Source organism: Roseomonas sp. CAU 1739 (assembly GCF_039839775.1).
Taxonomy (GTDB): Bacteria; Pseudomonadota; Alphaproteobacteria; order Acetobacterales; family Acetobacteraceae; genus Neoroseomonas.
This window is the reverse complement of sequence record NZ_JBDOQQ010000019.1, coordinates 96444-108697: the sequence shown is the minus strand read 5'-3', so window position 1 is coordinate 108697 and position 12254 is coordinate 96444. Positions and strand designations below refer to the sequence as shown.

The 12254-nt window shown below is 68.9% G+C and carries 13 protein-coding genes; 9 read left to right on the top strand and 4 right to left on the bottom strand.

From position 1 onward, the window contains the following. Window positions 1–23: 23 nt before the first annotated feature. Window positions 24–812: a VOC family protein gene (locus AAFN86_RS24780; RefSeq protein WP_347546270.1), complete on the bottom strand. Its 789-nt coding sequence runs from the start codon at window positions 810–812 to the stop codon at window positions 24–26. Between the two features lie 179 nt (window positions 813–991). Here AAFN86_RS24780 and AAFN86_RS24775 point away from each other — a divergent pair, with 179 nt between their 5' ends. Continuing rightward, window positions 992–2551, top strand: a complete 1560-nt coding sequence (locus tag AAFN86_RS24775; RefSeq protein ID WP_347546269.1) for a D-aminopeptidase — start codon at window positions 992–994, stop codon at window positions 2549–2551. Between the two features lie 5 nt (window positions 2552–2556). Here the strand turns inward: AAFN86_RS24775 and AAFN86_RS24770 are convergent, their stop codons facing one another. The 3 genes from AAFN86_RS24770 to AAFN86_RS24760 are packed head-to-tail and all read right to left on the bottom strand — an operon-like array spanning window position 2557 to window position 5128. Continuing rightward, a complete protein-coding gene (locus AAFN86_RS24770) occupies window positions 2557–3351 on the bottom strand; it encodes an ABC transporter permease (protein WP_347546268.1) in 795 nt (264 codons plus the stop codon). Beyond that, complete coding sequence (locus AAFN86_RS24765) at window positions 3348–4112, bottom strand: ABC transporter ATP-binding protein (RefSeq protein ID WP_347546267.1); 765 nt, start codon at window positions 4110–4112, stop codon at window positions 3348–3350. The genes AAFN86_RS24770 and AAFN86_RS24765 overlap by 4 nt, the downstream gene beginning before the upstream one ends. Further along, window positions 4109–5128, bottom strand: coding sequence for an ABC transporter substrate-binding protein (locus AAFN86_RS24760; RefSeq protein ID WP_347546266.1), 1020 nt, complete (start codon window positions 5126–5128; stop codon window positions 4109–4111). Before AAFN86_RS24760 ends, AAFN86_RS24765 begins: the two co-directional genes overlap by 4 nt. A 209-nt stretch (window positions 5129–5337) precedes the next feature. Between AAFN86_RS24760 and AAFN86_RS24755 the strand changes: the two genes are divergently transcribed. The 8 genes from AAFN86_RS24755 to AAFN86_RS24720 are packed head-to-tail and all read left to right on the top strand — an operon-like array spanning window position 5338 to window position 12253. Further along, window positions 5338–6306 carry a tripartite tricarboxylate transporter substrate-binding protein gene (locus AAFN86_RS24755; protein ID WP_347546265.1) on the top strand — a complete coding sequence of 323 codons (969 nt, stop codon included), beginning with the start codon at window positions 5338–5340 and terminating at the stop codon, window positions 6304–6306. A 3-nt stretch (window positions 6307–6309) separates the two neighbouring features. Next, the gene (locus AAFN86_RS24750) at window positions 6310–7227 is read left to right on the top strand and encodes an SMP-30/gluconolactonase/LRE family protein (RefSeq protein ID WP_347546264.1); all 918 of its coding nucleotides are present in this window, start codon (window positions 6310–6312) and stop codon (window positions 7225–7227) included. A gap of 42 nt (window positions 7228–7269) precedes the next feature. After that, window positions 7270–8052, top strand: coding sequence for an ABC transporter ATP-binding protein (locus AAFN86_RS24745; RefSeq protein ID WP_347546263.1), 783 nt, complete (start codon window positions 7270–7272; stop codon window positions 8050–8052). Beyond that, window positions 8049–8807, top strand: coding sequence for an ABC transporter ATP-binding protein (locus AAFN86_RS24740; protein ID WP_347546262.1), 759 nt, complete (start codon window positions 8049–8051; stop codon window positions 8805–8807). The genes AAFN86_RS24745 and AAFN86_RS24740 overlap by 4 nt, the downstream gene beginning before the upstream one ends. Continuing rightward, window positions 8804–9991, top strand: coding sequence for an ABC transporter substrate-binding protein (locus AAFN86_RS24735; RefSeq protein WP_347546261.1), 1188 nt, complete (start codon window positions 8804–8806; stop codon window positions 9989–9991). Before AAFN86_RS24740 ends, AAFN86_RS24735 begins: the two co-directional genes overlap by 4 nt. After that, window positions 9991–10857, top strand: coding sequence for a branched-chain amino acid ABC transporter permease (locus AAFN86_RS24730; protein WP_347546260.1), 867 nt, complete (start codon window positions 9991–9993; stop codon window positions 10855–10857). The genes AAFN86_RS24735 and AAFN86_RS24730 overlap by 1 nt, the downstream gene beginning before the upstream one ends. Then, window positions 10857–11753: a branched-chain amino acid ABC transporter permease gene (locus tag AAFN86_RS24725; protein ID WP_347546259.1), complete on the top strand. Its 897-nt coding sequence runs from the start codon at window positions 10857–10859 to the stop codon at window positions 11751–11753. The genes AAFN86_RS24730 and AAFN86_RS24725 overlap by 1 nt, the downstream gene beginning before the upstream one ends. Continuing rightward, on the top strand, window positions 11750–12253 hold the full coding sequence (locus AAFN86_RS24720) for a GAF domain-containing protein (RefSeq protein ID WP_347546258.1): 504 nt from the start codon (window positions 11750–11752) through the stop codon (window positions 12251–12253). Before AAFN86_RS24725 ends, AAFN86_RS24720 begins: the two co-directional genes overlap by 4 nt. Window position 12254: the final 1 nt, after the last annotated feature.

Below are 12254 nucleotides of genomic sequence, written 5' to 3'. Positions count from 1 at the left end.
TCGTCATTCTCCTGTCGCGTGGATCAGGCGGTCTGGAAGATCACGGCAACGCCATTGGCAAGGCCAGGCGGGCGCGGTGTCGGCGTCGCCAGCACCATGCCGGCGCCGCCCTCGGCGGGCAGCGCATCCTCGGCGCAATGCGCGAGGCGGGCGATGACGGCGCGCGGTGCGAAGCCTATGTCCGCCCGGCCCGGTCCGGTTGCGACGAGGCAAAAGTCGCCATCCTGCCGCACCGTGCTGTCGATCGCCCCCGCAAGCGTCGCCGCCGCGCCGGCGGGGTCTTCGGTCGTCGCCAGTGCCCGCAGGATGCGGGTCGCGCCGTTCTGGTGCGTCTGCAGCGATGGCACCCAGACCGCCTCGCGCGTGTGGTGCTGGCAGGCGAAGATGCCGAGGCCGGCTGGATACAGGGACGACGGAAACCGGAACACGCTGAAGCGCGCCTCGGCTTCGCTGCCATCGGGCATCGGCACAGGGCGGCCGAAATGCAGCGGCCCCACTGAATCGACGCCCCGCGCGCGCAACGCATCCGCACCCGCGGCGGCATCGGTGGTGGTGAAGGCGGCGCGCTCCAGCCCCTCGCGCTTCGCCAGGAAGTCGCGCAGTGCCTGGTTGTGCGGCTGCGGCACCAGCACGGCCAGCAATTCAAGGTAGTCCTGCCCGAACATCATCGTGTGGTTGGCGCTGCCGACATGCGCGCTGTGCAGCCCGCGCGGCGACAGGGTGAAACCCAGCGCGCGCCAGGCATCGGCCGCGGCATCAAGATCCCGCACGGCGACAACGAGATGATCAAGCCCAACGACGGTCGGGATCATGGGTCACGCTCCAGTGAAGACCAAATTTGGCATTGCAGGTGCTGCGCTGCAACATCGGCCTGGCGATGTCCCGCGCGACGTCATTCGTGCATCGTGCCACTCTGCGCGGCAACTCCACCGCGAAAATCGTCTCCGCAAGCCGATTTGCGAAGCGGCCGCCCGCGCGCGACAGTCGCGCCATGACCGACACGCCGATCGAACGCATCGCCCAGGCCCTGCCGCGCCTATATCCTGGACCGGGCGGCGCCGCCGCCGTCCTGCGGAATGGCGAAGTGCTGCTGCGCCACGCCTGGGGCTTCGCCAATGCCGAGCAGCGTATCCCGTTCACGCCGCGCGCGCTGTTCCGCATGTGCTCCATCACCAAGCAGTTCGCCTGCGCGACGCTGCTGGACCGGCTGTCGGACCCGACGGTGCTGGACGACGATCTGCGGCGTCGGTTGCCGCTGCTGGAGGGCGTGGCGCCGGGCAGCCTGCACCTCGCGCACAACCAGTCGGGGCTACGCGATTACTGGGCCGTCGCCATGCTGCACGGGTCACCCGTCGAGGCCCCGTTCGGGCCTGAGGAATCCGCCCGCGTCATCGGTGGTACGCGATCGCTGCATTTCGCGCCCGGCACGCAGTATTCCTACGTAAACCAGAATTTCCGCCTGTTGACCGAGATGCTGGAGGCCCGCACCGGCCAGAGCTTCGCCGATATGCTGCGCGGCGGCACCTTCGACCAGGCAGGCATGGAGACGGCCTTTCTGGCCGCCGACACGCATGCCATGCCGGACGGCACGGAAGGCTATGAGGGCACCCACGCCACCGGCTTCCGCCCGGCGGTGAACCGCATCCATTGGACCGGCGATGCCGGGCTTGGCGCTTCGCTGGACGACATGATCGCATGGGAAAAGCACATCGACGCGACGCGCGATGATGCGGGGTCGCTGTATCGTCGCCTGTCGGCACCCGTGGCGTTTGCCGATGGCGCGCCGGCCTTCTATGGCTTCGGTCTCGCGCGTGGCGCGGAATTCGGTCGTGCCGTCACCGGTCATGGCGGTGCCCTTCGCGGCTGGCGCAGCAACCGCATCCATGTCGCGGCCGAGCGCGTCTCCGTGGTGGTGATGTTCAACCATCTCTCCGATGCGCATGCGGCCATGCTCGACCTGCTGGCCGCGCTGCTGGACGAGCCACGAACCACAGCGGCATCCGACCTGCCCGCGCCGGACTGGTGCGGCGCCTATCTGGACCCATCGACCGGTCTGTCCGTACGCATCGACGCGGCATCGCCTGGCAGGCTTCGGCTGCGTTTCGGCCATAGTGCGGAGACGCTGGACCTGAACGCCGACGGGTCGGCGGCAAACGTGCAGACCCGCATCCATCCGACGCCGCAGGGATTGCGCATGCGGCGGGTGAGGGAAAATCAGTCGACGCTGCTGCGCCCGGCCGGAGGATCGACGCGCATCGACGCCGCCGGTCGCTACGCCTGCGCCGAGCTTGGCGCCGAACTCACCATCGCCAATGCCGGTGGCGCGCTGTATGGCGCCTTCTCAGGTTTCCTGGGCCGTGGCCGCATGGAATTGCTGGATCCGATCGGGCCCGACCTCTGGGCGCTGCCCTGTCCGCGGGCGCTGGACCACACCCCCCCCGGCGACTGGACCATTGCCATCCATCGCGACGCCGCAGGACAGGCGACCGGCGCCACGGTCGGCTGCTGGCTGGCGCGCGGGCTGCGCTACGACCGCATCGGTGGCGCTTAGCGCCATCATCCCCGGTCAATGGCGCTGTCGTGCCAGCGGCGCAGCAGCAGGTGCGACAGCAGCGTGAGTGCCAGGAAGATCGCGATCCCGGTCCCCGATACCAGCACCAGGGCGGCGAACATGCGCGGGATCTGCAGCTGGTACCCGGCCTCGAGGATACGGAATGCCAGCCCGGACGCGCTGCCGCCGGTGCCCGCCACGAATTCCGCGACGATCGCCCCGATCAGCGCCAACCCGCCAGAGATGCGCAGCCCGGCCAGGAAATAGGGCAGGGCGCTGGGCAGCATCAGCCGCCACAGCATCTGCCATCGGCTGGCCCGGTAGAGCCGGAACAGGTCGCGCAGATTGTGGTCGGCGGAATTCAGGCCGACGATGGTGTTCGACAGGATCGGGAAGAAGGCGACGATCCAGGCACAGATGAGCAGGGAGAGCGTGACGTCGTTCACCCAGATGATGATCAGCGGCGCGATGGCGACGATCGGCGTCACCTGCAGGATGACGGCGAAGGGCAGCAGTGACATCTCGACGATGCGCGACTGCGCGAACAGCACCGCCAGCAGCAGCCCTAGCGACGCTGCCACGCCCAGCGCCATCAAGGTGATCTTCAGCGTGACCAGCAGCGAGACCGACAGCGTTCCCCAATCCTTCGCCAGCGTCTGCGCCACCAGCAAGGGCCCTGGAAGGATATAGGGCGGCAGGCCGTTGATCCGTACCACGGCCTCCCATCCGCCGAGGAACAGCAGGACGATCACCGTCGGCGCCAGCATGCGCAACACGATCCCCGGCGGCCCGCCGTTCACGCCGCCGGCTCCATCGCGGCCGACAGGGCGTGGGACACGGTGCGGCATTGCGCCGCATAGTCGGCCGAGGTGCGGAACTCCTCGCCGCGGCCCTCCGGTGCCGCAACCGGGAACGACTGTACGATGCGCCCCGGGCGTGGCGCCATCACGGCGATACGCTCGGCGAGGAAGACGCTCTCGAACACCGAATGGGTGACGAAGACCACGGTGAAGCGCTCCGCCAGCCACAGCTGCCGCAGATCGTTGTTCAGGCGGAAGCGGGTGATCTCGTCCAGCGCGGCGAAAGGCTCGTCCATCAGCAGCAGGCGCGGTCGCGTCACCAGGGCGCGCGCGATCGACACGCGCATCTTCATGCCGCCCGACAGCGCGCGTGGATAGGCGTGCTCGAAACCCGCCAGCTCGACCCGCGCCAGCCACGTCGCGGCGTGGTCCTCGGCCTCGCTGCGCCTCATGCCCGCAAGTTCCAGCGGCAGGGCGACATTGCGCATCACCGTCGCCCAGGGCATCAGCGTCGGTTCCTGGAAGACGAAGCCGATGTCGTGCTGCGGCTTGCCATCCGCCCAGTCCAGCGATCCGGCCGATGGCGCGTCGAGTCCGGCCAGGATGCGCAGCAGGGTGGACTTGCCGCAGCCAGACGGGCCCAGCAGCGCCAGGAAGTCGCCCTGGCCGATCGCAAGGTCGATTCCGTCCAGCGCGAGCGTGCCGCCCGCGTAGCGCTTGCGGACGCCGCGCAGCGAGACGAGCGGCGCGCCCGGGTTCAACGCAGCCCCACCCGCTTGTTCACGAATTGCAGCGAATAGGCCCGCCTGATGTCGAGCCCCGGCGGCGCGGCGCCGGCGTCACGCATGGTGGTGTAGAAACTCTCCCATCGCGTATCGGTCATCGCGCCGATGCCCAGTCTTTCGGCATCGCCCGAGAATACGATGCCGCGTTCATTCATCACGCGCACCGCATAGGCGATGCGTTCGGGTGTCATCTCCGGATTGTCGCGCATGATCATGCGGTTCGCCGCTTCGACGTCCTGTCCCTGCATGTATTGCGCCCAGCCCTCGATGGTGGCGTCGACGAAACGCTGCACGACATCGGCCTTCTGCTCAACCATGCGGCGGGAGATGTCGATCGTCGTCTGGTAATTCGGAAAGCCGGCATCGGCGATCAGGTGCACCCGTGGATGCGCGCCGGCCTGCATGGCGGAGAATGGCTCCGAGGTCAGGAACCCCTGCTGGATGGCGCCCTTGTCGGCGAGGAAGGGCTGCAGGTTGAAGGTATAGGGGCGGATCTGTTCGTCGTTGAGGCCGAAGCGCGCGCGCAGGAAGGGCCAGAAGGTGATCCGCCCGCCGGCACCGATCAGCAGCGGGCGGCCGCGCATCTGCTTGAAGCCGGTGATGCCGGCTTCCTCATGGCTCATCAGGATCTGCGGATCCTTCTGCATGATCGCGGCGATGGTCAGGAAGGGCAGGTTCTCCCGCACATAGGACAGCGCCTGGAAGCCGTTCGACATCACCATGTCCACGCGCCCGGCCAGAAGCAGCTGCGCCAGGTTCTGCTGCGGCCCGCCCATGCGCAGGTCGCATTCGATGCCATGGCGGCGATAGATGCCCCCGGCGACCGCCTGGTAGTATCCACCTTGCTCCGCCTGGGCGAGCCAATTGGTCTGGAAGGAGACACGGTCGAGCGTCTGCGCGCCCGGCACGCGCGCGCCCGCCACGGCGACCAGCGCGAAGGCCGCGCCACCCGCCAGCGCCCTGCGGCGTTCGATCCGGTATGTGCTGCGCATGGTCTTCTCCGTCGGCGTCCGGGGCGGTCCGATGCAAGGATGTTGCGTGAATCAAGCCGGCGACAAGGGACATGCCGGCCGGCCCATCCGGTCGAAGCCTGGACCCGTTGGCCCGGCGGCGCCATCGCCTCGTTGCCCGCCGGCCCGGACGACTGGACCGGGGGCGCGCGGTGGCGCAGGGTTCGCCAAAATCCGCGGGGACGCCGTCCATGTCCATCCAACGCCGTGCCTTGCTGGGTGCCACCGCATCGCTGCCGGTGGCCGGCAGCGCTCGCGCCCAATCTTTCCCGACGCAGCCGCTGCGCATCATCCCGCCCTATCCGCCCGGCGGGGGCACCGACACCGTGGCGCGGCTGCTGCTGCCGCATCTGATGTCCCAACTCGGCCAGAACATCGTCATCGAGAATCGCGGCGGCGCCGGCGGTTCCATCGGTGCCGCCGAAGTTGCCCGCGCCCCGAAGGATGGCCACACCCTGCTGCTCGACAGCATGGGCCATGTGGTGAACCCGACGCTGATGACGGGCCTGCCGTTCGACTACGCGTCCGCCTTCGCGCCCATCACGCAGCTGACCTGGCAGCCGCAGATGCTGGTGGTGGCCGCCAGTTCACCCCATCGGACGACGGCCGACCTCGTGGCAGCGGCCAAGGCACGGCCGGGCACGGTCTCCTACGCCAGTTCGGGCAACGGCACCGGCGCGCATCTCGCGATGGTGGAATTCACGCGCCTCACCGGCGTCGAGATGACGCACATCCCGTATCGCGGCGGCGGTCCGGCCATGACCGACCTGGTGGCGGGCAACGTCACCTGCGCCTTCGCCTCGGCCGCGGCGGCAACCGCCCATGTCCAGGGCGGCCGACTGCGCGCGCTGGGGGCCGCCGGCCTGCGTCGCATCAGTGCCCTGCCTGACGTGACCACGCTCGACGAACAGGGCTATCGCGGCTTCGATTTCGACGAATGGAACGGGTTGTGGACCGTCGCCGGTTCGCCGGCCGCCGCCGTGATGCGGCTGCACGCAGCGGCCGTCTTTGCGCTGAACCAGCCTGACGTGCGTGCCCGCATGGACCAGATCGGCATCGTCCCGCTCGGCAGCACCCCCGAGGACTTCGCCACCTTCGTCATCGCGCAGCGGGACCGCGCCGCGCGGCTGATCCGCCTGGCCAACATCACCCTGGGTTGAACCATGTACGCCGCACCGCCTTCCGTCACCGCCGAGATCCACACCGAAGTGCCCGAGGCGCTGCGCATCCGCGACCGCGGCAGCGACTGGCTGTACGGCCGGCCCGGCCCGACGCCGCATTCCTTCCTGGAAGGCCCGTCCTTCGATCGCGCCGGCAATCTGTGGCTGACCGACATCGTCTTCGGCCGGATTTTCCGTGTCAGTCCGGCGGGCGACTGGACCGTTGTCGCCGATTATGATGGCGAACCGAACGGCCTCGCCTTCCATCGCGACGGCTGGGCGGCGATCACCGATGCCAAGCGCGGCCTGCTGCGGCTGGATCCCGCCACGGGTGCCGTCGCGCCCCTGGTTCCGCGCGCGCGACGCGAGGGCTTCCGCGGCGTCAATGATTGCACCTTCGCGATGAATGGCGACCTGTACTTCACCGACCAGGGCCAGACCGGCCTGCATGACCCGGCCGGGCGCGCCTATCGCCTGCGCGCGGGTGCCGACCAGGCGGATGCGCTGGTGTCCAACATACCCAGCCCGAACGGCCTGGTGCTGACGCCCGATGGCCACACCCTGTATGTCGGCGCGACACGCGACAACGCGATCTGGCGCGTGCCGATTACCCCCGATGGCGGCGTGATCCGCGTCGGACGGTTCATCGCCATGTCCGGCGGCCTGGCCGGGCCGGACGGGATGGCGCTGGATACGCAGGGGAACCTGGTCGTCGCCCATGCCGGCATGGGAACGGTCTGGATCTTTTCCCGCCTCGGCGAACCCCTGCTGCGCATCAGGTCTCCGCGCGGGCTGGGCACCACCAATGTCTGCTTCGGCGGGCCGGACAACCGCGACATCTTCATCACCGAGAGCGAGTCGGGCTCGGTGCTGCGCACGCGCTGGGACCATCCGGGCCAGCCTTTGTTCGCCCATGCCTGAAGCCTCTTGCCAGCCGACGCGGAATGCGCCGTTCTGCGCGTCATGGAGGCTTCACGAAACAGCGACGCGCTGCTGGCGGTGGACGGGCTGCGCCTGTCCTTCGGCGGGCTGGCCGCGCTGGATGGCGTCGCCTTCGACGTCGCGCCCGGCCGCATCACCGCCCTGATCGGCCCGAACGGCGCGGGCAAGACCACGCTGTTCAACGCCGTCTCCGGCCTAGTGCGCCCGCATGCAGGCAGCGTGCGGCTGCGTGGGCAGGAACTTCTTGGCCTGAAGCCGGAACAGATCACCGCGCGCGGCATGGTCCGGTCCTTCCAGATCGCCCGCGGCTTCCCGAAGCTGTCGGTGTTCGAGCACCTGATGCTCTACGGTCAGGACCAGCCGGGAGAGAGCTGGACGGCCGCCCTGCTTGGGTCCGCCGCCGCGCGCCGGCGCGAACAGGCGCTGGCCGAGCAGGCCTTGGCCACCGCCCGCCGCTTGCGCCTGTCTCATGTCATCGACAACCAGGTCACCGCGCTGTCCGGCGGGCAGAAGAAGTTGCTCGAGATCGGCCGCACGCTGATGGCCGAACCGGCGTTGATGCTGCTCGACGAGCCCGCCGCGGGGGTGAACCCGACGCTGGCCGAGGAGATCGGCGACCTGCTGCGCGCCATCGTCGCCGAAGGTCGCACCATCCTGCTGGTCGAGCACGACATGGCGCTGATCGAACGGATCTCCGACCACATCGTCGTCATGGCCGCTGGCCGCACCCTGGCGGAGGGAAGCTTCGCGCAGATCCGCGAGGACGCCGCGGTGCAGGACGCCTATCTGGGCGGTGCACGATGACGGCACTGATGGTCCACGACCTGACGGGCGGCTATGCCGCGGCCGACCATGTGGTGAAAGGCGTCTCCTTTGCAGTGGCGCCGGGGGAACTCGTCTGCGTCATCGGGCCGAATGGCGCCGGCAAATCGACCGTGCTGAAGCTGCTGACCGGCCTGCTGCGTCCGCGCGCAGGGCATGTCGCACTCGACGGCCGCGACGTCACAGGCCAATCGCCACGCGCGGTGATCGAGGCCGGCATGGTACTGGTGCCGCAGGAACGCAACGTGTTCGGTACGCTGAGCGTCGAGGAGAACCTCGTCATGGGTTGCTTCCTCGATCCGCGCCGCGCGAGGGCACGCATGGCGGCGGTGATGGACCGCTTTCCATTGCTGGCGGAACGCCGCCGCCAGGCCGCGCGCACCATGTCGGGCGGGCAGCGCCAGATCCTCGCCATGGGCCAGGCGCTGATGAGTGAACCACGCCTCCTGCTGCTTGATGAACCGACCGCCGGCCTGTCGCCCATGGCGGCGACGGATCTGTTCGCCCTGGTGCGCGCCACCGTCGAATCCGGCGTGGCCGTGCTGATGGTGGAACAGAACGCGCTGCAGGCGATGGAGATCTCCGACCGCGCCCTCGTGCTGGTGGATGGCCGCCAGGCGCATGAAGGACCCGCGCCCGCGCTGGCGCGCGACCCGGCGATACGACGCCTGTTCCTCGGCGGCCGTGGAGCGGGCAGGATGGACGACACAGGGACCCAAAGGGAGACCACCCCATGACCAGCATCACTCGCCGCTCGGCGCTGATCGCCGGCGCCTCGCTTCTCGCCATGCCCTCGCTGGTCCGCGCGCAGGGCGCGCCGATCCGGCTCGGCACGCTGACGCCGCTGACCGGGGCGGGCGGCCCCTATGGCCCGGTCATGGCCAATTGCGTGCGCGCCGTGATCACCGAGGTGAACGGCGCCGGCGGCGTGCTCGGCCGCCAGGTCCAGCTGGTCAGCGAGGATGACCAGACCAACCCGGAAGCCGGCCTGCGCGCCGCGCGCAAGCTGATCGATGTCGATCGCGTCGCCGCCATCATGGGCACATGGGCGTCGTCGGTGACCACCGCGGTTGCGCCGCTGTGCTGGGAGAACAAGACCTTCCTCGCCACCGTGTCGGGCGCGGATTCCATCACCGCCCTGCCGCATAATGGCTGGCTGATCCGCACCCAGCCCAACACCACGCTGCAGGGTCGCAAGTTCGGCGAATACATCGTCGAACTCGGTGCGAAGCGCGCCTTCTTCATGGCGCCGCAGACGCCCTTCACCCAGTCGCAGCTCGCCAACATGAAGCCGCCGATCGAGGCCGCCGGCGGCACGATCGACATGCTGATCTACGACAACAACAAGCCGTCGCTTCGTACCGAGGTGGACCAGGCGCTGCGCGCACGGCCGGAGGTGCTGGTGCTCGGCGGCTATACGCCCGACACCACGGTGCTGCTGCGCGACATCTTCCGCGCGGGCTTCCGCGGCAAGATCCTCGCCTACGCCTATTCGGTGAACCAGCAGATGATCGGATCGCTGCCGAATGAGGTGACGGAGGGCATCTACACCCTCGCGCCGTCACCGGCGGAAGGGTCGGCCGCCTTCGACCGCGTGAAGCGGATCGTCGGCAACGACAATCCCGATCCCTACACCTGCCAGATCTACGACCACATCAACCTGGTGCTGATGGCGATGGCCATTGGCGGCGACGGCACTGGTCAGGTGATCCACGACAACATCCGCAAGGTCAGCCAGGGCGGGGGCGATCGCGTGGACAATGCGATGGACGGGTTGCGCGCCATCGCGGCGGGCAAGAAGGTCGACTATGACGGCGCCTCGGGCCCGTGCGACTTCACCGATGCGGGCGACATCACCGACTGCAAGTTCCGCTATGAACAGGTGCGCGGCGGCCGCCAGACGCTGATCCGCATCGCCTGATGATCGAGGCGCTTCTCCAGGCGCTGATCAACGGCGTGATCGCCGGCATCATCCTTGCGGTGCCGGCGCTCGGCTTCACGGCGATCTTCGCGGTGCTGAACTACCCGAACTTCGCCATCGGCGCGCTGGCGACGGTGGGTGCCTATGCGGGCTGGGTCGGCAACACGGTGTTCGGCCTGCCGATGATCGCGGCGCTGCCGATCGCCTTCGCGGCGGCGGCGCTCGCGGGCCTCGCGCTGCAATGGGTGGCGGTGAAGCCTCTCGAATCCGCCGGCGCGCTGATGATGGCGATCGCCTCGATGGCCGCCGGGCTGGTGATCGAGAACATGCTGCGCTTCTGCTTCGGCAATGATCTGCGCGGCTTCGACCTGCCACTGTTGCGGGACTGGCGCTTCGGCGAATTCCGCATCGGGCCGCAGCAGGTGCAGAATTTCGGGCTCGCACTCGCCTGCATGGCGCTGCTCTGGGCCTTCCTGCGCTACAGCCGCACCGGACGGGCGATGCGCGCGGTGGCCGACAATCGCGACCTGGCCCTGCTGCGGGGTGTCGACCCCGCGCGCGTTGCCGCCGTGACGGTGGCGGTGGGCGCGGGGCTTGCGGGCATGGGCGGGATGCTGGTCGGGCTCGATACCTCGGTCGATCCGCTGACCGGCACGCGGTTGGTGTTGTCGATTTTTGCCGCTGCCGTGCTCGGCGGGCTGGGGTCGATCCCCGGCGCGGTGACGGGCGCGATCGCCATCGGCATGGCGGAGGAACTCGCCGTGCTGGCCTTCAGCCCCGCATATCGCCTGGTGGTCGGCTTCGTCGTCATCCTCGCGGTGCTGACGCTGCGCCCGGCGGGCTTCTTCGGCGCGCGAGCCGCCTGATGATCTCCTACATCATCTTCCTGCTGGTGATCGCGGGCATCTACGCGTTGCTGGCGCAGAGCCTGTGCCTGGCCTGGGGTGTCACGGGACTGGTCAATCTCGGCCTTGCCGGCTTCTTTGCCATCGGGGCCTATGCCTCGGCGACGCTGGTGAAATGGGGCGGTGTCCCGGTTCCGATTGGGTTGGTCGCGGCGATGGTGGCGGGCGCGGTGGCAGGTTTTGTCGTCTGCGTCTCCACGCTGCGGTTGCGCGACGACTATCTCGCCATCGTCACCCTCGGCTTCGCGGAAGCCGTGCGCGTCGTCGCATCGAACGAGATCTGGCTGACCGGCGGCACGGATGGCATTTCCGGCATTCCAGCCGGCATGCCGCGCGACTGGGGGCAGGGGTTCCATATCGTATCGCTGGTCGTGGTCAGCGCCCTCGTCGGGTTGGTGTGGCTGGCGCTGCGCCGGCTTGTAGCCTCCCCCTGGGGGCGCGCGTTGCGCGCGGTGCGCGAGGACCAGATCGTCGCCGCCGTCGCCGGCAAGCGGGTGACGCGGCTGAAGGCGGAAGCCTTCGCCATCGCCTGCGCCATCGCCGCCCTCGCGGGCGCGCTGTACGGTCACTACACGTCATACATCGCGCCGGAGATCTTCCAGCCGCTGATCACCATCTATGTCTTCCTTGCGGTGACGGCCGGCGGCAATGGGCGCCCGACGGGTGCGGCGATCGGTGCGTATATCCTGATCGCCTTCCTGGAAGCCACGCGCTTCGCCGCCGAGATCGTGCCAGGTGTGACCGCCGTCCAGGCGGCGGCTTTGCGCGAAGCCTCGGTTGGCGTCGCGCTGATCCTGCTGCTGCGCTTCCGCCAGCGCGGCCTGTTTCCCGAACTGAACCAGAAGGCCCCCGCATGACCGTGGCCCTGCCGCCTGCCCTGATCGCCCTTGCCCGCGCTGCCGCGGATGACGCCGACCCTGTCGCGGTGTTCCGCGCCGCCGAGGCCGCCTCCGCCGCGCTGATGCGCCATCGCCTGTTCACCGCGCTGTTCGTGGTGCCCGGTGGGGCGGAGGTGGAGCGCGTGTATTCCTCCGACCCCGTTGCCTATCCACTGACCGGCCGAAAGCATATGGGCCCGACGCCGTGGGGCGAGCATGTGCTGAAACAGGGGCGCGTCTGGCACGGCAACGGCATGGACGACATCCGCTGGGCGTTCCCCGACCACGCGCTGATCGAAAGCCTTGGCTGCGCCGCCTGCATCAATATTCCCGTTCGTGAGGGTGGCGTCGTGGTCGGCACGCTGAACATCCTCGATGCCGTCGACGCCTTTACGGACGAGGATATCGCCGTCGCCGAGGTGATCGGCGGCTTCCTGCCCGGTGCGCTGCGCCGCGCCGCCGACCTTGCTGCCGTTTGAA